This is a genomic window from Microbacterium sp. SY138, assembly GCF_039729145.1.
Lineage (GTDB): Bacteria > Actinomycetota > Actinomycetes > Actinomycetales > Microbacteriaceae > Microbacterium > Microbacterium maritypicum_A.
The window spans coordinates 2463138-2486248 of the sequence record NZ_CP155793.1 but is presented as its reverse complement, the minus strand read 5'-3'; the positions used below and the strand labels follow the sequence as shown (position 1 = coordinate 2486248).

The 23111-nt window shown below is 66.6% G+C and carries 17 protein-coding genes, 1 pseudogene and 1 riboswitch; of the genes and pseudogenes, 17 read left to right on the top strand and 1 reads right to left on the bottom strand.

Translation table 11 applies throughout. The features are described from left to right. The first annotated feature begins 143 nt into the window (after positions 1-143). From ABDC25_RS11780 to ABDC25_RS11720, 13 genes are all read left to right on the top strand, one after another. Entirely contained in the window at positions 144-1832 is a 1689-nt protein-coding gene (locus ABDC25_RS11780; protein ID WP_029260355.1) for an ABC transporter substrate-binding protein, read from the top strand. A 40-nt stretch (positions 1833-1872) separates the two neighbouring features. Further along, entirely contained in the window at positions 1873-2868 is a 996-nt protein-coding gene (locus ABDC25_RS11775; protein WP_021199587.1) for an ABC transporter permease, read from the top strand. After that, positions 2861-3838, top strand: coding sequence for an ABC transporter permease (locus tag ABDC25_RS11770; protein ID WP_021199588.1), 978 nt, complete (start codon positions 2861-2863; stop codon positions 3836-3838). Before ABDC25_RS11775 ends, ABDC25_RS11770 begins: the two co-directional genes overlap by 8 nt. Next, positions 3835-4686 carry an ABC transporter ATP-binding protein gene (locus tag ABDC25_RS11765; RefSeq protein WP_021199589.1) on the top strand — a complete coding sequence of 284 codons (852 nt, stop codon included), beginning with the start codon at positions 3835-3837 and terminating at the stop codon, positions 4684-4686. Before ABDC25_RS11770 ends, ABDC25_RS11765 begins: the two co-directional genes overlap by 4 nt. Further along, the gene (locus ABDC25_RS11760) at positions 4683-5558 is read left to right on the top strand and encodes an ATP-binding cassette domain-containing protein (protein ID WP_021199590.1); all 876 of its coding nucleotides are present in this window, start codon (positions 4683-4685) and stop codon (positions 5556-5558) included. The genes ABDC25_RS11765 and ABDC25_RS11760 overlap by 4 nt, the downstream gene beginning before the upstream one ends. 145 nt (positions 5559-5703) lie before the next feature. Beyond that, a riboswitch (glycine riboswitch) is annotated at positions 5704-5798 on the top strand. A 154-nt stretch (positions 5799-5952) separates the two neighbouring features. Further along, a complete protein-coding gene (gene gcvT / locus ABDC25_RS11755; RefSeq protein WP_347123038.1) occupies positions 5953-7077 on the top strand; it encodes a glycine cleavage system aminomethyltransferase GcvT in 1125 nt (374 codons plus the stop codon). Next, positions 7074-7451 (top strand): glycine cleavage system protein GcvH, encoded by a 378-nt coding sequence (gene gcvH, locus ABDC25_RS11750; protein ID WP_021199592.1) that lies wholly within the window; start codon positions 7074-7076, stop codon positions 7449-7451. The genes gcvT and gcvH overlap by 4 nt, the downstream gene beginning before the upstream one ends. Continuing rightward, positions 7429-10362, top strand: coding sequence for an aminomethyl-transferring glycine dehydrogenase (gene gcvP, locus ABDC25_RS11745; protein ID WP_347123037.1), 2934 nt, complete (start codon positions 7429-7431; stop codon positions 10360-10362). Before gcvH ends, gcvP begins: the two co-directional genes overlap by 23 nt. 217 nt (positions 10363-10579) lie before the next feature. Further along, positions 10580-12214 (top strand): ABC transporter substrate-binding protein, encoded by a 1635-nt coding sequence (locus tag ABDC25_RS11740; protein ID WP_292776304.1) that lies wholly within the window; start codon positions 10580-10582, stop codon positions 12212-12214. 104 nt (positions 12215-12318) lie between these two features. Next, positions 12319-13245: an ABC transporter permease gene (locus ABDC25_RS11735; protein ID WP_045263068.1), complete on the top strand. Its 927-nt coding sequence runs from the start codon at positions 12319-12321 to the stop codon at positions 13243-13245. Continuing rightward, complete coding sequence (locus ABDC25_RS11730; protein WP_045263069.1) at positions 13238-14179, top strand: ABC transporter permease; 942 nt, start codon at positions 13238-13240, stop codon at positions 14177-14179. Before ABDC25_RS11735 ends, ABDC25_RS11730 begins: the two co-directional genes overlap by 8 nt. Then, complete coding sequence (locus tag ABDC25_RS11725; RefSeq protein ID WP_167254546.1) at positions 14176-15849, top strand: ABC transporter ATP-binding protein; 1674 nt, start codon at positions 14176-14178, stop codon at positions 15847-15849. Before ABDC25_RS11730 ends, ABDC25_RS11725 begins: the two co-directional genes overlap by 4 nt. Before the next feature lie 2 nt (positions 15850-15851). Next, the gene (locus ABDC25_RS11720) at positions 15852-16418 is read left to right on the top strand and encodes a PH domain-containing protein (protein WP_347123036.1); all 567 of its coding nucleotides are present in this window, start codon (positions 15852-15854) and stop codon (positions 16416-16418) included. Positions 16419-16435: 17 nt separating this feature from the next. On the opposite strand, the gene ABDC25_RS11715 is transcribed toward ABDC25_RS11720, so the two are convergent. After that, positions 16436-17242, bottom strand: a complete 807-nt coding sequence (locus ABDC25_RS11715; RefSeq protein WP_297554852.1) for a type II CAAX endopeptidase family protein — start codon at positions 17240-17242, stop codon at positions 16436-16438. Positions 17243-17344: 102 nt separating this feature from the next. Between ABDC25_RS11715 and typA the strand changes: the two genes are divergently transcribed. The 4 genes and pseudogenes from typA to ABDC25_RS11695 all read left to right on the top strand — a co-directional run bounded on the left by typA (position 17345) and on the right by ABDC25_RS11695 (position 23110). Next, positions 17345-19258 carry a translational GTPase TypA gene (gene typA, locus ABDC25_RS11710; protein ID WP_021199602.1) on the top strand — a complete coding sequence of 638 codons (1914 nt, stop codon included), beginning with the start codon at positions 17345-17347 and terminating at the stop codon, positions 19256-19258. A gap of 195 nt (positions 19259-19453) precedes the next feature. Continuing rightward, a pseudogene (locus tag ABDC25_RS11705) lies at positions 19454-20349 on the top strand (phospholipase). A gap of 98 nt (positions 20350-20447) precedes the next feature. Next, complete coding sequence (gene glsA / locus ABDC25_RS11700) at positions 20448-21488, top strand: glutaminase A (protein ID WP_347123035.1); 1041 nt, start codon at positions 20448-20450, stop codon at positions 21486-21488. Continuing rightward, entirely contained in the window at positions 21485-23110 is a 1626-nt protein-coding gene (locus ABDC25_RS11695) for an MFS transporter (protein WP_347123034.1), read from the top strand. The genes glsA and ABDC25_RS11695 overlap by 4 nt, the downstream gene beginning before the upstream one ends. Position 23111: the final 1 nt, after the last annotated feature.

Sequence of the window (23111 nt, the reverse complement as noted above, 5' to 3'; positions counted from 1 at the left end):
GGTTTGTTAGGTTACTGTCCTAACAAACCCCTTCGGGAGGAGCCGACCGGCTGCCTCCCAGGGCCCAGGAACCCCACCTCCGGGGTTCTGCTCCATCCGGAGCGATCCCTCCTGCAGTGCAGCACCGAGAGGAAACAAGAGAAATGATCCGTAACGGAAGGCGCAAGATTGCGCTCACCGCGATTGCCGGAGCATCCGTCCTCGCCCTGGGCCTCACGGCCTGTGGTGGCGGCAGCGACAGCGGCAACGCCGATGGCGACCGGGCCCTGCGTGTCTGGGCCGGCAGCCAGACCCCGATCGCCGCGAACTACAACCCGTTCGCACCGACAGTGCTTCATGGCGCGCTCGGACCGATCTACGAACCGCTGTTCTTCTACAACAAGACCGCGGACTCCGAGCCGGTCGGCCTGATCGGTGACTCGTTCGAGTACAACGAGGACGGCACGGTCATCACCGTGACCATCAAGCCCGACCTCAAGTGGAGCGACGGCGAGCCGCTCACGGCCAAGGACGTGGCGTTCTCGTTCAACTACGAGGCCAACAACCCCGAAGGCAACGGTCTAGTCTCCGCCGAGGCCACCGACGACACGACCGCCGTCCTGACCTACTCGTCCGCGCAGTACACCACGGAATTCCAGCGGATGGGGTCGAGCTACATCCTCCCCGAGCACGTGTGGAAAGACGTCAAGGACTTCGCCAACTTCACGAACGAGGACCCCGTCGGATCCGGCCCCTACGTCGTCGACAAGACCACGAGTGAGTCCTACACGCTGGTGGCCAACGAGAACTACCGTGATGCCGACAAGCTCGGCATCAAGAAGGTCCAGTACATCGCGGTCGACAACAACCAGACCGCTCAGGATCTGCTCGCCGCCGGCAAGCTCGACTGGACCGGCATGTTCATCCCGAACCCGGACGACGTGACCGGCAACGGCAAGATCGACTGGATCAACACGCCCCAGGACCCGACGGTTCTCTACACCTGCTCGAACGCCGACCTCGGCTGCACCGGTCCGCAGACCGACGTCGCCGTGCGTCAGGCGCTCAACGTCGCGATCGACCGCTCCACCATCAAGGACAAGGCGTTCGTGGGGCTGACGGGCGACATCTCTCCCGCGTTCACTCTGCTGCCGCGCGACGAGAAGTGGCTCGCCGATCCGGCCAACGAGGTCAGCCCGCAGGAGGCGAACGCCGCCGAGGCTGGTTCGATCCTCGAGGCCGCCGGCTATACCAAGGGCTCCAGCGGCATCTACGAGAAGGGTGGCGTGCCGCTCGAGCTCACGCTCACCTCGGTCGACGGGTGGACCGACTACAACGACGCCGCGAAGCTGATCGCCGAGCAGGCAGAGGCGGCCGGCATCAAGATCACGGCATCGACCGTGCAGTGGCAGGAGTTCTCCGACTCCCGTCAGGGTGGCGACTTCCAGCTGATCATGGGTGGTGTGATCGGCACGTCCGTCGCCGACCCGTTCCAGATCTACCGCGACTGGTTCGGCGGCACCGCCGTCGAGTCGACGAGCCCCGTCGGCACGGAGGTCCCGGCAGGCCGTTGGAACTTCAGCCGTTACAGCAACCCGGTCGTCGACACCGCGATCCAGTCGGCGATCAGCACGAACGACGAGGCGACGAAGAAGGAGCTGTACGCGACGATTCAGACCGAGATCGTCCGTGACCTGCCCTACATCCCGCTCGTGATCAACGCGACGCAGACCTTCTACAACACGAAGGACTACACGGGCTGGCCGACCGAGGAAGACCTCTACGCCTTCCCGCCGTCCTGGGGTGCGATCGCGGCAGGCTACGTGCTGACGCAGCTGCAGCCGGTCAAGTAGTAAAGGAGTCGGGGAAGAAGGAAGTCAGGAAAACAGTGACATGAAGTTCTATGCACGAAGAATCGGGTTCTACGCGTTCACGCTCTGGGCCGCGATCTCCATCAACTTCCTTCTTCCCCGGCTCATGCCGGGGAACCCGGCCGACATCATGATCGCCAAGATGCAGCGAGCAGGCGGTGAGGTCTCCGAGACCGCCATCCGCAACATCAAGCTCCTGCTCGGCGGCGACGATTCCTCTCTCTGGGAGCAGTATCTGTCCTACTGGGGACGCATGTTCCAGGGCGATCTCGGAGTATCGGTCACCAAGTTCCCCACTCCGGTGACGGAGCTCATCGCCGGTGCGCTTCCCTGGACGCTCGTCCTGGTCGGCACCGCGACCGTCATCTCCTTCGTCCTCGGCGTCGTGCTCGGCGCCTGGGCCGGATGGAAACGAGGCACCTGGGTCGACCACCTGATCCCCGTCACGACTGTGCTCCAGTCGATCCCGTACTTCTGGTTGGCGCTGATCCTCGTCTCGGTGTTCGCGGTCGGTCTCGGCTGGTTCCCGATCTTCGGCGGGTACGACGTCTTCGACTACCCGGACGGCCCCGAGCCGACCTGGGCGTTCTTCACCGACGCCGTCGCGCACGCGATCCTGCCCGCTATCACGATCGTGATCAGCTCGGTCGGCGGGTGGATGTTCGGCATGCGCAACATGATGGTCTCCACGCTCGCCGAGGACTACGTGCTGACGGCGGAGGCGAAGGGTCTCCGGCCCCGTCGCGTGCTCACCACCTACGCGGCCCGCAATGCGGCGATCCCCTCGATCGCGGGCTTCTCGATCACGCTCGGTTTCGTGGTCGCCGGCTCGATCGTGATGGAGCAGGTGTTCACCTACCCCGGAATCGGCAAGCTGATGTTCCAGGCCGTGACCAACAACGACTACGCGCTGATGCAGGGACTGTTCCTCGTCATCACCCTGACGGTGCTCGCCGCCAACTTCATCATGGACCTCGTCTATGGCTTCATCGACCCGAGGGCTCGCCAGAATGTCTGACACGAAGAACCCGCTCCTGACGCAGGAGCCACCCGTCACCGCCCCGGCCAGCACGGTCTCGCTCGCCACGCAGCAGGGGCGCAAGCGTCGTCGCATCCTTCCCAGCACTTCGCCGAAGTTCATCGTCGGCGTGATCCTGGTCGCGGCCATCGTGCTGTTCGCGATCATCGCGCCGATCTTCTCGCAGGACCCGCGCAGCACGGCGAACCCTGCGCTCCAGCCGCCCTCCGCGGAACACTGGCTCGGCACCACCAAGCTCGGCAACGACATGTTCGCGCAACTGGCGATCGGCGCTCAGGGGTCCCTGCTCATCGGTGTGACCGCCGGCGGCATCGCGATCGTGCTGTCGTTGTTCTTCGGCGTTCTGGCCGGATATCTGGGCGGCTGGCGCGAAGACGGTCTCGCACTCCTCACGAACGTGATGATCGTGATCCCCGGGCTTCCGCTGGTGATGGTCATCGCCTCGTTCGTGCCGCAGCGCAGTTGGCAGCTCGTCGCGTTCGTGCTCGGCATCACCTCCTGGGCCGGGGCGGCATATGTGCTCCGGCTCCAGACACGATCGCTCCGTACGCGTGACTACGTCTATGCGTCGAAGGTCGCAGGGGAGCGGTCGTTCCGCGTGATCCTGGTCGAGATCATGCCGAATCTCCTGCCGCTGCTCACGGCCCAGTTCCTCTTCGCGATCATCTTCGCGATCCTCGGAGAGGCCGGCCTGTCCTACCTCGGTCTCGGCCCCAACTCCTCGATCACGTGGGGGTCGATCCTCAACGACGCGCAGTCGGGGCAGGCCCTCGGACGCGGTGCCTGGTGGTGGTTCGTCCCGCCGGGGCTCATGATCGCGATTCTCGGCGCCGGCCTGTCGCTCATCAACTTCGCGATCGACGAGGTCATCAATCCGAAGCTACGCAATGCGCCCGAAGCCGCGCGGCGTGTGCGCAAGGCCGCCAAGACCAAGGGAGTCACCGCATGAGCGAGCCGGTCCTGACGGCGCGGAACGTGTCGATCGAGTATGAGGTGGATCCGCCGGTGAAGGCCGTGCGGGATGTGTCGCTGACGTTGAACCGGGGCGAGATCCTGGGGTTGGCGGGGGAGTCGGGCTGCGGGAAGACGACCCTGGCCTACGGCATGAACCGTCTGCTCAAGGCTCCGGCTCTGATGACGGGCGGGGAGATCGTGTTCCATGACCGGGATGGTCATGACATCGACATAGTGGGACTGGACGGCGAGGGTCTGCGCGCGTTCCGGTGGGACAAGATCTCGATGGTGTTCCAGGGGGCGATGAACTCGTTGAACCCGGTGATCAGTGTCAAGGCACAGATCTTCGACATCTTCGACACGCACCGGCCCGGGATGAGCAAGAAGGCGAAGACCGCGCGGGCGGAGGAACTGCTGACGCTCGTCGGCGTGGACCCCAACCGCCTGTCGAGTTTCCCGCATGAGCTGTCGGGTGGCATGAGGCAGCGCATGATGATCGCGATGGCTCTGGCCCTCGATCCGCAGGTGATGATCATGGACGAGCCGACCACGGCGCTGGACGTGGTCGTGCAGCGGGGCATCATCCGGGAGATCATGCGGCTGCGGGAGAAGCTCGGATTCGCGGTGATCTTCATCACGCATGATCTGCCGATGCTGATCGAGATCAGTGATCGGATCGCGATCATGTTGCAGGGGCAGATCGTCGAGGAGGGAACGGCGGAGGAGATCTACCGGACTCCGCAGCACGAGTACACGAAGCGGTTGCTGTCGAGCTTCCCGTCGCTCAAGGGCGAGCGGGGCGACTTCGTCCGCACCGGTGTGAGCCAGGAGGGCGTCCGATGACCACGAGCATCACGAGCTCCACCGCGGCCGTGCCGCAGGTGGCGACGTTGGAAGCGCGGAATCTGGTGAAGGATTTCCACCTGCGGTCGGGATTCAAGACCAGCATCCTCCATGCGGTGAAGGACGTGTCGTTCACCATCGAGGCGGGCAAGACGGTCGCCCTGGTGGGGGAGTCGGGGTCGGGGAAGTCGACGATCGCCCGGATGCTGATGAAGCTGGAGACGCCCACCAGCGGCGAGATCCTGTTGGACGGGAAGGCGTCCGGGGCTCGGGGGCGGGCGTTGGAGCGCTACCGCGCGGACGTGCAGATGGTGTTCCAGGACCCGTTCGCGTCGTTGAACCCGTTCCACACGATCGTTCATCATCTGGAGCGGCCGATCCGTCTGCACCACCCGGAGCTGTCGCGGGCGCAGGTGCGGGAGCGCGCGGTGGAGCTGTTGGAGCGGGTGCGTCTGACCCCAGGGGAGAGTTTCGCGGAGCGGCGCCCGCACGAGCTCTCGGGCGGGCAGCGACAGCGTGTCGCGATCGCGCGGGCTCTCGCCCCGGGCGCCCGGTTCATCGTCGCCGACGAGCCGGTCTCGATGCTGGACGTGTCGATCCGGCTGGGGGTGTTGAACCTTCTCGCAGATCTGCAGCGCGAGGAGAACCTGGGTGTGCTGTACATCACACACGACCTGGCCACGGCGAGGCACTTCTCGGATGAGATCATGGTGCTCTACAAGGGCGACGTCGTCGAGCGCGGCCCCGCGGACGAGGTCATCCTCAACCCGCAGCACGAATACACCAAGACGCTCCTCGGTGCAGCACCAGAGCCCGACAACCTCGGCCGCCTGCGCGACGAGGTGCGGGCCGAACTCGGCATCACCCGCTGACGGCCGGCGCTCCGCCTTCGAATCGCGTGAATGGTCGCGTCTGACCCCGGAACGGGACCATTCGCGCGATTCGAACGCGCTTCCGGAGAATCCGGCACCGAGGATCCGACCGGCTAGACTGGACCCACAATTGAAGACAGGCCGAATGAACCACGCGGGAGAGCCCCGGCGAACGCAGCCGGGCACCGAAGGAGCAAGCCTCCCCGCCAATCTCTCAGGTACGCGTACCGCGCGGTTCCGGCCACTCTGAAAAGCGATCCGGCGACTCTGCGGATCCGCCGACGGTGAAAGCCCCGCCTCCGCGCACGGGTGAAGCTCTCAGGCCCATGACAGAGGGGGAGTTCCGAGGAACGACGGTGCCGCCGTTCCGCCCGACACAGCCCGGGAGAACTCCATGTCCGACCCCCGCTACACCCCGCTGCGCGCATGCCATGAGGCGCTGGGCGCATCGTTCACCGACTTCGGCGGCTGGCAGATGCCGGTGCGGTACACCTCCGACCTCGCCGAACACCACGCCGTGCGCCAGAGCGCGGGCATCTTCGACATCTCGCACATGGCCGAGTTCACGGTCCAGGGCAGCGGAGCCGCCGATTTCCTCGACAACGCCCTGGCCGGCCGCCTCTCGGCGCTGGCCGTCGGGAAGGCGAAGTACTCGCTCCTGCTCGCCGAGTCCGGCGGGATCATCGACGACGTGATCGTCTATCGCCTCGAGGGCGATGACTTCCTCATCATCTCCAACGCGGCCAACCGCGACGCCGTCTCCGCTGCTCTGCGCGATCGCACCGACGGCTTCGACGTCGTGGTGCAGGACGTCTCCGACGACTATGCACTCATCGCCGTGCAGGGACCGAACGCCGAGGCCATCCTCGCCGAGACCCCGGGCATCACCGACGTCAGCATTCCCTGGACCGAGCAGAAGTACTACGCCTGGGCGTCCGCGAACTACGACGGCGTGCCCGTCCTCCTCGCGCGCACCGGTTACACCGGCGAGGACGGCTTCGAGCTTCTGGTCGCCGCCGACCGCGCCGCGTCGCTCTGGGATGCGCTCCTCGCCGCGGGCGCACCGCACGGCCTCGTCCCCGCCGGACTCGCCGCGCGCGACACCCTGCGGCTCGAGGCGGGTATGCCCCTGTACGGACACGAGCTGAGCCTCGACACTCGGCCGGCGCAGGCGGGCCTTGGCCGGGTCGTCGTGAGCGCGAAGGAGCAGTTCGTCGGCAAGGCCGCTCTCTCCGCCGCTGCGGAGTCGGCCGAAGCACCGGAAGCGCCGGTCCTGGTCGGACTCGTCGCCGAGGGCAAGCGCGCCGGTCGCGCCGGCTACGCCGTGGTCGACGAACACGGGTCGGTGCTCGGTGAGATCACGAGCGGCGCGCTCAGCCCCACGCTCGGTCATCCGATCGCGATGGCCTACGTGACCCCGTCTTCCGCGGAAGAGGGAACCGCAGTATTCCTTGATGTGCGGGGAACCAGAATCCCCGCGACCGTGACCGCCCTGCCTTTCTACCGGAGGACCAAATGACCGATCTCGCCGCACTCCACTACACCGAAGAGCACGAGTGGATCGCCGCTGACGGCGACACCGTGACCATCGGGATCACCGACTACGCCGCCGAGAAGCTGGGCGACGTCGTGTTCGTCGAGCTCCCCGCAGTCGGCACCGAGGTCACCGCAGGAGCGGTCGTCGGCGAGATCGAGTCGACGAAGTCGGTCGGCGAGCTCTACGCTCCCGTCTCGGGCACGGTCGTCGAGATCAACGACGCAGCGGTGGATGACCCGTCGCTCGTCAACGCGGCGCCGTTCGAGGGCGGATGGCTGCTCAAGGTCACCGTCGCCGCCGGTGCTCTCGACGGTCTGCTCGACCGCGACGCCTATGTCGCTCTCACGGAGGGCTGATTCTCCAGTGGTCACTTTCGCCGATCGTCACATCGGACCCACGGATGCCGCGCAGCGCACGATGCTCGCCGCCCTCGGTCTCGACACCACCGCAGCCGACTCTGCGCTGAGTCCGGTAGAGGCGCTCATGCGCCAGGCCGTGCCGGCGTCGATCTACACCGGTCCGTCTGCCGAGGCCACGGATGCGCCCTCGCTCATCCCGTCCGCGGCGAGCGAGACCGAGGCTCTCGCCGAGCTCCGGACGCTCGCGTCGCGCAACACCGTGAACCGCCCGATGATCGGCTTGGGATACTACGGCACCATCACGCCGCAGGTGATCCAGCGCAACGTGCTGGAGAACCCCTCCTGGTACACGGCGTACACGCCGTACCAGCCGGAGATCTCCCAGGGGCGTCTGGAGGCGCTCATCAACTTCCAGACGATGGTCGCCGAGCTCACCGGGCTGACCACGGCCAACGCGTCGATGCTCGACGAGTCGACCGCGGTCGTCGAGGCGATGCTGCTCGCCCGTCGTGCCTCGAAGTCGGCGTCGACCGTGTTCGCGGTCGACGCCGATGCCCTCCCGCAGACGAGGGCGATGCTCGACACGCGTGCTGAGGCCCTGGGTATCGAGATCGTCACGGTCGATTTCGCCGCTGGCGAGGAGCTGCCGGCCGACCTGTTCGGTGTGTTCGTCCAGTACCCCGGGGCATCCGGACGGGTCTGGGACCCGTCCGCCGTCTTCGACGCCGCGCACCTCTCCGGTGCTCTCGCCGTCGCGGCGGCGGATCTGCTCGCACTCACCCTGATCGCCTCGCCCGGATCCCTCGGCGCCGACGTGGCGGTCGGCACGACCCAGCGCTTCGGCGTGCCGATGGGCTTCGGCGGGCCGCACGCCGGCTACATGGCGGTCCGCTCCGGCCTCGAGCGTCAGCTGCCCGGTCGACTCGTGGGAGTGTCGGTGGATGCCGACGGCAAGCCCGCGTACCGGCTCTCGCTGCAGACGCGCGAGCAGCACATCCGTCGCGAGAAGGCGACGTCGAACATCTGCACCGCCCAGGTGCTGCTGGCCGTCATGGCATCGATGTACGCGGTGTACCACGGCCCTGACGGGCTCCGGGCGATCGCCCTGGACGTGGCCCGCAAGGCGGACGCTCTGGCCACGTGGCTCATCGAGCTCGAACTCGACATCGAGCACAGGGAGTTCTTCGACACTCTCCGTGTCCGTGTGCCGGGCCGCGCCTCCGAGATCGTCGCCGCCGCGCACGACGCGGGCTATCTCCTCCACGAGGTCGACGCCGACACCGTCGGCGTCTCGGTCGATGAGACCACGACGTTCACCGACCTCGATCGGGTCGCGGGCTGCTTCGCGTCGGGTACAGGGCGCTCTTTCGGCTACATCGCCGCCTCCGAGCACGGCCGGCTTCCCGAGGCGCTGCGGCGTCACGACGAGTACCTCACGCACCCGGTCTTCCACTCGCATCGCTCGGAGACCGCCATGATGCGGTATCTGAAGAGCCTCTCCGACCGCGACTACGCGCTCGATCGCGGCATGATCCCGCTGGGCTCGTGCACCATGAAGCTCAACGCCGCCACCGAGATGGCTGCCATCACCTGGCCCGAGTTCGCCGGCATCCACCCGTTCGCCCCGGCGTCCGACGTGCAGGGCTACCTCGAGCTCATCGACCAGCTCGAGGGCTGGCTCGCCGAGGTCACCGGTTACGACGCGGTCTCGCTGCAGCCGAACGCCGGTTCGCAGGGTGAGCTCGCGGGTCTCCTGGCCATCCGCGGGTACCACCACGCGAACGGCGACACCCACCGCACCGTGTGCCTCATCCCCTCGTCGGCCCATGGCACGAATGCGGCATCGGCCGTGCTCGCGGGCATGAAGGTCGTCGTGGTCGCGACGGACGAGCTCGGCAACGTCGACCTCGACGACCTGCGCGCGAAGATCGCCCAGCACGCCGACGACCTCTCGGCCCTGATGATCACCTACCCCTCCACGCACGGTGTGTACGAGGAGCAGGTCGTGGAGATCACGGCCGCCGTGCACGACGCCGGTGGGCAGGTGTACGTCGACGGCGCCAACCTCAACGCCCTGCTCGGCTATGCGCGCTTCGGTGACCTGGGCGGCGACGTCTCGCACCTCAACCTGCACAAGACATTCGCGATCCCGCACGGCGGTGGCGGCCCCGGCATCGGGCCGGTCGCGGCGAAGTCGCACCTCGCACCGTTCCTGCCTTCGCACCCCCTCGCGCAGAGCGCGGAGCACTTCGGCGGCTTCACGTTCGAGGGCGGTGTGATCTCCGCCGCTCCCTACGGGTCCGCGGGGATCCTGCCGATCTCGTGGGCGTACGTGCGCATGATGGGCGCCGACGGGCTGCGTCGCGCCACGGCAGCAGCCGTGCTCTCGGCGAACTACATCGCCGAGCGCCTCGGCGGCCATTTCCCGGTGCTGTACACCGGCGAGAACGGTCGGGTGGCGCACGAGTGCATCCTCGATCTGCGTCCGCTCAAGGAAGCCACCGGCATCACGGTCGACGACGTCGCCAAGCGCCTCATCGACTACGGCTTCCACGCGCCGACCATGTCGTTCCCCGTCGCGGGAACCCTGATGGTCGAGCCGACGGAGTCGGAGGACCTCGACGAGATCGAGCGCTTCATCGAAGCGATGATCATGATCAAGGCCGAAGCGGAGGCCGTCGCTGCCGGTCGCTGGCCGGCCGATGACAACCCGCTGGTGCACGCGCCGCACACCGCTGTCTCGCTCATCGCGGGGGAGTGGAACCACGCGTACTCGCGCGAGGACGCCGCCTACCCGGTGCATGCGCTGGTCGCCGGAAAGTACTGGCCGCCCGTGCGCCGCATCGACCAGGCCTACGGCGACCGCAATCTGGTGTGCGCCTGCCCGCCCGTGGAGGCCTTCGCCTGAGCCTCGTGCTCATCCGAGCAGGCGGTGTCGCGCTTCCGAGTGGAGCGCGGCACCGTCTTCTGTTTCGTGGTGTTTCCCCGGTGTTACAGATGGTCACCACTCAGTAACAGTTCGTTAGCTGAGGGCGGCTGCGACAGAGGCGCGGGTTACTCTCAGGTATCCCTGCGTGCTCGACGATGCGCACGCAGAACCCCGAATGTCCACAGGAGGACACAAAGTGAAGCGCAACAAGATCGCCCTTGCGGGCACCGCGTTGTTCGTGATCGGCGCGCTGGCGCTGGCGGGCTGCGCCAGCGGTGGCGGAAACGACTCGAAGGGCGACGCCGGCGGCAACGTCGACGCGGACGCTATCATCACGACGAACGGATCCGAGCCGGAGAACCCGCTCATCCCGACCAACACCAACGAGGTCGGTGGCGGAAAGATCCTCGACGAGATCTTCGCTGGGCTGATCTACTACGACGCCGACGGCAAGCCGGTCAACGACGTGGCTGAGGAGATCACCACCGAGGACCCCCAGCACCTCACGGTCAAGCTCAAGAAGGGCGAGACCTTCACCGACGGCGAGGAAGTCACCGCCGACAACTTCATCAAGGCGTGGAACGAGGGCGCGAAGCTCTCCAACGGCCACCTCTCCAGCTACTTCTTCGAGGACATCGAGGGCTTCAGCTACGACGAGGACTCCGAGCTGACCGGCCTGCAGCAGGTCGACGACTACACCTTCACCATCGCGCTGAACAAGCCTGCGTCTGACTTTGCTCTGCGTCTCGGCTACTCCGCGTTCTACCCGCTGCCCGATGTCGCTTTCGAGGACATGGACGCCTTCGGGCAGAACCCGATCGGCAACGGTCCGTACAAGATCGCCGGCGATGACGCGTGGCAGCACGACGTCCAGATCGAGCTCGTCCGCAACGACGACTACGACGGCGGTCGCAAGGCAGCCAACGGCGGTCTCACCATCAAGTTCTACGCGACGCAGGAAGCGGCTTACGCCGACCTGCTGTCGAACGAGGTCGACGTCATCGACGCGATCCCGACGAACTCCCTGGCGGTCTTCACCGACGAGCTCGGCGACCGCGCCGTGAACCAGCCCTCCGCTGTGTTCCAGTCGTTCACGATCGGCCAGTTCCTGCCGCACTTCAGCGGCGAAGAGGGCAAACTGCGTCGTCAGGCGATCTCCATGGCGATCAACCGCGACGAGATCACCAAGACGATCTTCTCGGGCACGCGTACGCCCGCGAAGGACTTCACGTCGCCCGTCATCGACGGCTGGTCCGACTCGGTCCCCGGCAGCGAGGTCCTCGACTACGACCCCGAGAAGGCGAAGGAGCTGTGGGCCAAGGCCGACGCCATCGCCCCCTGGGACGGCGAGTTCAAGATCGCGTACAACGCAGACGGCGGGCACGACGCCTGGGTCGACGCGGTGAGCAACAGCATCAAGAACACGCTCGGCATCGAGGCGTCCGGCGACCCGTACCCGACCTTCCAGGACCTGCGGACCAAGGTCAACGACCGCACCATCACCACCGCTGCACGTTCGGGATGGCAGGCCGACTACCCGGGTCTGTACAACTTCCTCGGACCGCTCTACGCGACGGGCGCCGGTTCCAACGACGGCGACTACTCGAACCCCGAGTTCGATGACCTGATCAAGGCCGGCATCAGCAACCCCGACGCCGACGCACAGATCGAGGACTTCACCAAGGCGCAGGAGGTTCTGTTCAAGGACCTCCCGGCGGTCCCGCTGTGGTACTCGAACGTGACCGGCGGCTTCAGCGAGAACGTCAGCAACGTGACGTTCGGCTGGAACTCGGTTCCGCTGTACTACGAGATCACGAAGGCCGGCGAGTAAAGCCCGACGGCACTTCACCTGTGAGGCGGTGACGATTCTTCGTCACCGCCTCACAGGCTTGTGTTCGCCTCGCTTCTCTCACCCCTCTAAGAAGGGACAAGCGGATGCTCGGTTACATTCTGAGACGTCTTCTGCAGGTGATCCCGGTCTTCTTCGGAGCCACCCTGCTCATCTACTTCCTCGTGTTCGCCATGCCTGGCGATCCGATCCTCGCTCTGTTCGGGGACAAGACCCCGAACCCGGCTGTCATCGAACAGCTCCGCGAGCAGTACCACCTGAATGACCCGTTCATCGTGCAGTACTGGTACTACATCACCGGCGTCTTCCAGGGTGACCTCGGAACGACCTACTCGGGTCGTCCGGTCTCGGCGGTCCTGGCAGCCACCCTCCCCGTCACCGGGCGCCTCGCTGTCATGGCGATCGGGATCGAGTTCACGCTCGCGATCATCATCGGAACGATCTCGGCGCTGCGCAAGGGCAAGCTGTTCGACAACGTGTCGCTCGTCGTCGCCCTCGTGGCGATCGCGATCCCGATCTTCGTGGTCGCGTTCCTCGCACAGTACTTCCTCGCGATCCAGCTCGGATGGTTCAAACCCACCGTGGGTGCGGATAACGACTGGGGCGGTCTGTGGCTTCCGGCGATCGTGCTCGGATTCAGCCTCTATGCCGTGAGCATGCGTCTGATGCGCAGCTCCGTCATCGAGACCCTGAACCAGGACTGGGTACGCACCGCCTACAGCAAGGGACTGTCCAGGGGTCGCGTGCTTCCCGTGCACGTGCTGCGCAACTCGCTGATCCCCGTCATCACCAACTCCGCCACGAACTTCGGCGTGCTGCTCGTCGGTGCGACCGTCACCGAGGGAATCTTCAACGTCCCCGGTGTGGGTAACACGCTGTTCCAGGCGATCCAGCGCGGCGAAGGCCCGACGGTGGTCTCGTTCGTCACGGTGTTCGTCATCCTTTACGTGCTGGTGAACCTTCTCATCGACCTGCTCTACGGTCTGCTCGACCCGAGGATCCGCTATGCCTGACACCACTCCGCAGCACTACGTCGCCCCGGTCGAGACCGAGTCGATCTCTGTCGACGCCGTCCGCATCTCGGACAAGCCCAGCAACCTGTGGAGGGATGCCTGGGCCGACCTGCGCCGTCGTCCTCTGTTCTGGTTCTCGATCGCGCTCGCGCTGTTCTTCCTCGTGATGGCGTTGTGGCCGACGCTGTTCACCACGACGCCGCCGAACGACGACTGCCAGCTGTCCAACAGTAACGGCGGCCCGACCGAGGGACACCCCCTCGGCTTCACGTTCCAGGGATGCGATATCTACGCCCGCATCGTGTGGGGATCGCAGACGTCGCTGGCCGTGGGCCTGATCGCCACGGTGATCTCGTCCGTGCTCGGCCTGATCATGGGAGCCCTCGCCGGTTTCTACGGCGGCTGGCTCGACGGGCTGCTGTCGCGCATCGGCGACATCTTCTTCGCCATCCCGTACATCCTCGCGGCCGTCGTCGTGATGACGGTGTTCCGTGACGCCCGTTCGGTGTGGACCCTGGCATTCGCGATCGGCGCCTTCGCCTGGGCCTCCACTGCGCGAGTCGTGCGAGCGGAGGTGCTCCGAGTGCGACAGGCCGACTTCGTGATGGCGTCCCAGGCTCTCGGGCAGTCGAAGTTCCGGATCCTCGTGAATCACGTCGTCCCGAACGCGATCGCTCCGCTTCTCGTCGTCTCGACCCTCGGGCTCGCCGCGGCCATCGTCGCCGAAGCCACGCTCTCGTTCCTCGGAGTGGGTCTCGGCAGCAATGTGATGTCGTGGGGTAACGACATCGCGAAAGCCCAGGCCTCGCTTCGCGTCGCTCCGATGGCTCTCATCTATCCGTCGATCGCCCTCACCCTGGCGGTGCTGGCGTTCGTGACCCTGGGCGAGCTCATCCGAGACGCCCTCGACCCGAAGGCGAGGGCACGCCGATGAGCGAGCGCATCACCGAACAGGTCCCTCTGCTGAGCGTCCGCGACCTGAAGGTCGCCTTCCGCACCCAGGAGGGGCTGCGCGAAGTGCTCCACGGAGTCAGCTTCGACATCATGCCGGGAGAGACCGTCGCCATCGTCGGCGAGTCCGGGTCGGGCAAGTCCACGACGGCGACCGCCATCGTGAACCTGCTTCCCGGAACCGGACAGGTCACCGGCGGGTCCATCACGCTCGAGGGGCGAGAGCTCACGACGCTGAACCGTCGCCAGATCGAAGCCGTCCGCGGCCGGGACATCGGCTTCGTGCCGCAGGACCCGATGTCGAACCTCAACCCGGTCTGGAGCATCGGCTTCCAGGTCAAGGAAGCGATCCGAGCGAACGGCATCGCGGGAGATCGTGGGAGCGCCAAGGCGCGCACGGTCGAGGTCCTGCAGCAGGCGGGGCTGGCTGACGCTGAGAAGCGACTGCATCAGTTCCCGCACCAGTTCTCGGGCGGAATGCGACAGCGCGCGCTGATCGGGATCGGTCTCGCCGCCGACCCGAAGCTGCTGATCGCCGACGAGCCGACCTCCGCGCTGGACGTGACGGTGCAGCGCGTGATCCTCGATCACATGGCTTCGCTCACGCGCGACAAGGGCACCTCGATGCTTCTGATCACGCACGATCTGGGCCTCGCAGCCGAGCGTGCGAACAAGATCATCGTGATGAACAACGGCAACATCGTCGAGGCAGGTCCGAGCCGGCAGATCCTCGAGGACCCTCAGCACCCGTACACGAAGCGTCTGGTCGCCGCGGCGCCCAGCGTCGCCTCGCAGCGCATCCAAGCGGTGGTGGAGGACCGGGGCATCGAGACGACCGAAGACCTCGCTGCCATCCCTCCGACGGTGCGGGTCGCCGGCCTCACGAAGGACTACAAGATCCGTCAGGGGAACTTCCGCAGCGAAGCCTTCCGTGCTGTCGACAACGTGTCCTTCGAGATCCCGCGCGGCAAGACCCTCGCTCTCGTCGGAGAGTCGGGATCGGGCAAGTCCACGGTCGCCAAGATGGTCCTGAAACTCGAGGAGCCGACCAGCGGCACCATCGAGATCGACGGCGTGGACGTGTCAAAGCTGTCGAATGCTCAAGCATTCGGCCTGCGTCGACGGATGCAGCCGGTCTTCCAGGACCCATACGGTTCGCTCGACCCGCTGCGCAACATCGGCAACACCATCGCCGAGCCACTGCAGATCCACGGCGTCGGCGATCGCTCGTCGCAGCGCGAGCGGGTCGAGGAGCTGCTGGATCAGGTCTCGCTGCCGCGCGTGCTCGCCACCCGGTACCCGAATGAGCTGTCGGGTGGGCAGCGTCAGCGCGTCGCGATTGCTCGAGCGCTGGCCCTCAAGCCCGACATCATCGTGCTAGACGAGGCGGTGTCGGCGCTTGACGTGCTGGTGCAGGATCAGGTCCTGCAGCTCCTCGCCGAGTTGCAGTCCGAGCTCGGCCTAACCTATCTGTTCATCACGCACGACCTTGCCGTCGTCCGCGTATCGAGCGACCTCGTGTGCGTGATGGAGAAGGGGAAGATCGTCGAACAGGGCACTGTCGACGAGATCTTCGCCAACCCGCAGCAGGAGTACACCGACCGTCTGCTCAAGGCGATCCCCGGGGCGTCGATCCCTCTCGGCGGTCGCTGACGGTGATCGAGCCACAGCACCCCGAGGGCGCGCGTACCTATCGCGCGTCCTCGGGACTGGTCATCCTGATCCCGAGCACGCTACTCGCGCTCTTCCTTCTTGGCGACGCCGTTGTCCGGGGGAGCTGGGCGCAGATGCTGCTCCTCGCGCCTTGGGTGCTGCTCGCACTGTGGATCGTGTACGAGCTCAGCTACATCTCCTCGGTGCGCGTGGATGCCGAAGGCGTCGTCGTGCAGAACCTGCTCCGTCGTACCAGCTTCGGGTGGGGGAACGTGCGTGACATCGACCTTCGCTGGCAGCTGCTGTTCTCGCTCGATGACGGGCGTGAGCTCTCCTGCTACGGCGGGCCTGCTCGGGCGCGTCCGCCGCGACCGGGACGAGGCGAGGACGCCGAGCCGAAGGCCCCTGCCGGGTTCCGCGCTCTCGCGGACATCCGTGACCTGTGGGCGGCGGCGTCACCGGCGAACTCGTCTGTACGTCGGACCTGGGACGTTCCCGCACTGATCGCGCTTGCGGTGATCGTGTTCTGGGCGCTGGGAGCGATCGCCATCGCCGGTGCCGCGGCGTAGTGACCTGACGCCAGGGCTCAGCTCGGCAGTCCGAACAGCTCGGGCCACGTCGATGCGGCCCACGGGTACCCCACGAAGGCGGCGGCGTCGATCACGAAGTGCGCGACGAGGAACGGCATCAACCGCCCGGTGCGCTGATACAGCCAGCCGAACAGCAGCCCCATCGCGAGGTTGCCGATGAACGCGGGATATCCCTGATACAGGTGATAGCTCGCGCGCAGGATCGACGTCGAGACGATGATCACCCATGGGCTCCATCCGAGCTGGCGCAGCCGTGTGAAGAGGTATCCGAGCACGACGAATTCCTCCTGGAGGGACGCGCGGGCCGCGGCGAGCAACAGGACGGGCACGGTCCACCAGTACGCGTCGATCCCCGCCGGATCGATCGCCACCGTGAGTCCGAGCGCCCGCCCGGCGAGGTAGAGGCCGAGGCCGGGGATGCCGATCGCGAGCACGAGCAGGATGCCGCGGCCCGCATCCTTCGCGATCCCGGTGCCGTCCAGACCCAGTCGCGCCAGATGCGGGCGGCGGGACTGCCACAGCAGGAAGCACACCAGCAGCACGGGGACGAGCGAGAATCCGATGGCGAGCACCTGGTAGATCAGGTCGAAGATCTCCCTGTCGCTCCGCGAGGGATTGAGCTTCGCCACCTGATCGGCGATCGGCACATCGTCCGTGAGGCGGTACGCGAGCTGAACGATCGCGTAGACCGCGGACTGGCCGAGGCCCAGCGCGAGGACGATGGCGATCTCCCACCACAGTCGCGCGCGGGAGGGTGCGGGGGAGAGGTCGGGGAGGTCCCACGGAGCCTGCGGTCGGGTCACGATCTCGATGCTACGACCTGCTTTTCAGGAACAAGCCCTGAGCTTGCGTTATCCTGGAACGTCGGCTTCCCGGCGAAACCCCACATCTTTTAGGACACCTGCATGGCGCACGCCCTTCGTTCTGACCTCCGCAACGTCGCGATCGTCGCGCACGTCGACCACGGCAAGACCACTCTCGTCGACGCCATGCTGCGTCAGACGGGCTCCTTCGGCGAACACGCCCACGTCGATGAGCGCGCCATGGATTCGAACGACCTGGAACGTGAGAAGGGCATCACGATCCTCGCCAAGAACACGGCGATCACATACAAGGGCAAGCACGCCCAGGGCAAGGAGATCACGATCAACGTGATCGACACCCCCGGTCACGCCGACTTCGGTGGCGAGGTCGAGCGCGGCCTGTCCATGGTCGACGGTGTCGTGCTGCTGGTCGACGCGAGCGAGGGTCCGCTGCCGCAGACCCGCTTCGTGCTGCGCAAGGCGCTCGAGGCGAAGCTCCCCGTCATCCTCCTGGTCAACAAGACCGACCGTCCTGACGCCCGCATCGCGGAGGTAGAGGAAGAGGCGCACGACCTGCTGCTGGGTCTCGCCTCCGACCTGGTCGACGATGTGCCCGACCTCGATGTCGACGCGCTCCTCGACGTTCCGGTGGTCTACGCCTCCGGTCGTGCCGGTGCGGCATCGCAGAACCGTCCCGCCGACGGCTCGCTGCCGGACAACGACGACCTCGAGCCGCTGTTCGAGGCGATCCTCGAGCACGTTCCCGCTCCGGAGTACGACGACGAGCACCCGCTGCAGGCCTGGGTCACGAACCTCGACTCCAGCCCCTTCCTCGGCCGTCTGGCGCTGCTGCGCGTCTTCAACGGCACGCTGAAGAAGGGCCAGACCGTGGCCTGGGTCCGTTCCGACGGCACGCACCAGAACGCGCGTATCACCGAGCTCCTGAAGACCCGCGCGCTCGAGCGCTACCCCGCCGAGTCCGCCGGTCCCGGCGACATCGTCGCCATCGCCGGCTTCGAGAACATCACGATCGGCGAGACCATCGCCGACCCCGAGGACGTGCGCCCGCTGCCGGCCATCACGGTCGACGACCCCGCCATCTCGATGACGATCGGCACCAACACCTCGCCCCTCATGGGCAAGGTCAAGGGGCACAAGCTCACTGCTCGCATGGTCAAGGACCGTCTCGACAAGGAGCTCATCGGAAACGTCTCGCTCAAGGTCGTCGACATCGGGCGTCCGGATGCGTGGGAGGTGCAGGGCCGTGGAGAGCTGGCCCTCGCCATCCTCGTCGAGAACATGCGTCGCGAAGGTTTCGAGCTCACCGTCGGCAAGCCGCAGGTGGTCACGAAGAAGATCGACGGCAAGACCTACGAGCCGTTCGAGCACCTCACGATCGACACTCCGGAGGAGCACCTCGGGGCGATCACCCAGCTGCTCGCGAACCGCAAGGGTCGCATGGAGAACATGACCAACCACGGCACCGGCTGGGTGCGCATGGAGTTCATCGTCCCGTCGCGCGGCCTCATCGGCTTCCGTAGCGAGTTCCTCACCACCACGCGTGGTACCGGAATCGCGAACGCGATCTCGCACGGGTACGAGCCGTGGGCCGGTTCCATCACGACGCGTCAGAACGGCTCCATCGTCGCCGACCGCCAGGGCGTCGTCACCCCGTTCGCGATGATCGCCCTGCAGGAGCGCATGTCGTTCTTCGTGCAGCCCACGCAGGAGGTCTACGAGGGCATGGTGATCGGCGAGAACTCCCGCGCCGACGACATGGACGTGAACATCACCAAGGAGAAGAAGCTCACCAACATGCGTGCGGCGAGCTCCGACACCTTCGAGTCGATGACGCCTCCGCGCCAACTGACGCTGGAGGAGAGCCTCGAGTTCGCCCGCGACGACGAGTGCGTCGAGGTGACCCCCGAGGTCGTCCGCATCCGCAAGGTGAACCTCGACGCGAACACCCGCGCGCGGGAGACCGCTCGTCTGAAGCGTCAGGACGCGAACGTCTGAGACCACACTCGGCGAAGCTCCGAGTGAGAGGGCCTCGTGCCGCCGGAAGGCGTGCACGAGGCCCTCTTCTCATGTAAATCCCAGGTGAGGGATGGTTTTCGCTCAGGTTCGTGGTTCAGAGTGGTTGACTTGCGCCTGGGACGAGCTCCCGATGAGTCTCCTGCAAGGGCGTACGACCACCCGAAAGTCGAACCCATGCTTCAGAAAACCCGTGCGCTTCGGCGCGCCTCCGCGGCGGCGTCCGCCCGTTCCGCCGCCCACCGCCCCATGACCCTCCTCGGCCTCGCCTCCGCCACCCTGGTCGGCATCACCCTCAGCGTCGGCCTCGCGTCCGCGCCGGCGGTCGGAGCCATCAACCCCGCGGTGGCCGTCACCGCCCCCGCGCTGGCCGGTGCAGAACCCCTCGCGCAGATCACCGAGGATGCGGCCGCCACGCTGGCGAAGGCGAAGGATGCCGCGACGGCGGCATCCACGCTGGAATCCGAGGTCGTCGCGTCCGGGCTCGACGTCGGCGCGGTGACGTCCGTCGACACCACCGACCTGCAGAAGGACATCGACAAACTCGACGACATCGACGTGACGCCGGTGCTCCTGGTGGGGTCCTCGCCGACGAGGTCGAAGAGGAGACGGCGAACGTCGTCTCCGATACCGACGAGCTTCGGAGCGCGCTCACCGCTGCGCAGCAGAAGCAGGCCGAGGAGGAGGCAGCCAGGGTCGCGGCGGAGCAGGCCGCTGCGCAGGCCGCGGCGGAACAGCAGGCCGCAGCTGCTCTGGCCGCAGCCAACACCCCGGAAGGCGCCAAGGCAGCCGCGCAGCAGATCATGTCGAGCACCTACGGATGGGGCGGCGATCAGTTCTCCTGCCTGAACTCGCTGTGGAACAAGGAGTCCGGTTGGAACTACCAGGCGTACAACCCGAGCGGCGCCACCGGCATCCCGCAGGCCCTTCCCGGCAGCAAGATGTCGTCCGCGGGCTCCGACTGGCAGACGAACGCGGCCACCCAGGTCGCCTGGGGTCTCGGATACATCTCATCGGTGTACGGAACGCCGTGCAGTGCGTGGTCGCATTCCCAGGCCATGAACTGGTACTGACCCCGGGTCATCCCGCCGAGGATTCTCTAGCCGAAGGCGGCCGTCGAGCGCTACGGTGACTCTGACGGCTGGGGGCGTCACGGATCCGAGGAGGAGATGTGCTCGACCCGACGGCGTGGCGCGGTGTTCCGCAGGAGGTGTCCACCGGCACCCTGCCGGGATGGGATCGCGTCGAGGAGCTCGTACGCGAGGCGCACTCCCGCTACGCGTGCGAGCACTCGGGCGGCGTCGCCGACTACATCCCCGTGCTTGCGGAGGTGGATCCGGAACTGTTCGGGCTGGTGGTGATCGAGGTCGGCGGCGGGCTGCACGACGCCGGCGATGCCCTGCACCCGTTCTCCATCCAGTCGATCTCGAAGATGTTCGTCTACGCACTGGCGATCCAGGAGCACGGCCACGAACGTGTGCGCGACATCGTCGGCGTGAACAACACCGGACTCGCGTTCAACTCCGTGATGGCGGTCGAGCTCAACGATGGGCACCCGATGAACCCGATGGTCAACGCGGGTGCCATCGCGACGACCGCGCTCATGCCGGGCGGCACCGCCGTCGAGCAGTGGGAGCGCGTGCGGGAAGGACTCTCCGCCTTCGCCGGGCGACCGCTGAGCCTCGACGGCGTCGTCTATGCCTCGGAAGCGCAGACGAACGACCGCAATCGTGCGCTGGGGCGTCTGCTGCGCAGCTACGGTCGGCTCGAGGGGGATCCCGATGAGGTGGTCGACGTCTACACGCGTCAGTGTGCTCTGGCCGTGACGGCTCACGATCTGGCGGTGATGGGGGCGACGCTCGCCGACGGGGGAGTCAACCCCGTCAGCGGTGAGCGGGTCGTCTCGGAAGAGGTGTGCCGAGACACCCTGGCCGTGGTCGCGTCGACCGGGCTGTACGAACGCTCCGGCGACTGGCTGTTCGAGATCGGGCTCCCGGCGAAGTCCGGCGTCTCCGGAGGCGTCGTCGCGGTCGCCCCCGGGAAGGGCGCGGTGGCCGGCTTCTCGCCACGGCTCGACGAGGCCGGAAACTCGATCCGATCGCAGATGGCGATCGGCTATCTGTCGCGCGTCCTGGGGCTGAACCTGTTCGCCTCCGCCCCGGCGCGCAGAGACCCACCCGCTTTCTCGACCGCACCGCAGGAGCACTCATGATCCAGCGGTTGCAGAGCCCGACCAAGACCTCGTGGCTGCCGATGGTCAGCCTGTTCCTCGCTCAGGTGCTGATGTCGTTCAACGTGGCGGCGCTGCCGATCTCGCTCGGCGGCATGGTGAGCGAATTCGGTGTTCCGCCCACGGTCGCGAGCACCACCATCGTCATGTACGGCCTCGCGGTGGCCGCCCTCGTGATGACCGGAGCGAAACTCGGCCAGCGGATCGGCTGGGTCGTCATCTTCCGGATCGTGATCGCGCTGTTCGCAGGCTCCTCGGTCATGATGATCCTCGCTCCCACCGTGTGGTGGGCGATCGCCGGCCAGGCGGTCGCGGGAGCAGCCGCGGCGATCATCGTGCCGTCGATCGTCGCACTCATCGCCGAGAACTACCGCGGACCGCAGCAGGCGACCGCCATCGGCGCGATCGGTTCGGCCCGCGCGATCTCGGGGGTGAGTGCCTTCCTCATCGGCGGCACCCTGGGAACGCTGGTCGGCTGGCGCCCGATGTTCTTCATCGTTCTGGGGATCGCCGTGGTGGTCTTCGCGCTGAGCTTCACCCTGCGCGGTGATCGCGGTGACGCCTCGATCCGCATCGACCTCGTGGCGTCGCTGCTGATCGGAGCGGCGATCGTGCTGCTGACGCTGGGTTTCAACAACCTGAACTCCTGGGGTGCCGTGGCGGCGACGACCGACGCTCCCTTCAACATCCTCGGCCTCTCGCCCGCTCCCGTGTTCATCGTCGTCGGCCTCGTGCTCGGCCAGGCGTTCTTCCTGTGGACGAGGAAGCGGATGGCGGAGGGGAAGGTGCCCCTGATCGACCTGAGCGTCCTCGGCTCTTCGCGGGAGCGGGCCGCCGTGTACGCCATGTTCATCGTGGTCGCGCTGGAGGCGTGCGTGAACTTCACGATCCCGCTCTACATCCAGATCGTGCAGGGCCGTACGCCGTTCGACACCTCCATGGCCATGATGCCGTTCAACCTCACCGTCTTCGTGACGGCCACCCTGGTGGTGCGACTGTACCGGCGCTTCCCTCCACGCACGATCGGTGTCGTGGGGTTCATCCTCACCACGGTCGCCCTGGTGTGGTTGTCGTTCGTCGTGAACAACAACTGGGAGACGATCCCGACCATCGTCGGGCTCATCGTGTTCGGCATCGGTCAGGGCGCGCTCGTCACGCTGGTGTTCAACGTGCTCGTGACCGCAGCCCCCGCCGAGCTCGCCGGTGACGTCGGGTCGCTGCGCGGCACCACCCAGAACCTCGCATCGGCGGTCGGCACCGCGCTGGCGGGCGCACTTCTGGTGTCGCTCCTCGGACTCAGTGTCGGTCGTGCCGTGGTCGAGCACCCCGAGCTGCCCCCGTCGCTCGTCGCCCAGGTCGACATGGACAATCTCAACTTCATCAGCAACGACGACCTGCGCGTCGCGCTCGAAGCGACCGACGCGACGCCCGCGCAGATCGACGCGGCGGTGGTGGTGAACGAGGAATCGCGGCTCGGCACGCTCAAGCTCGGCCTGCTGCTGCTGGCGGGGGTCAGCGCGCTGGCGATCCTCCCGGCCTCGCGGCTGCCGCAATACCGGCCGCACGAGATCCCCGACCCGTCTCCGGCCGCCGGTCCGGAATGAC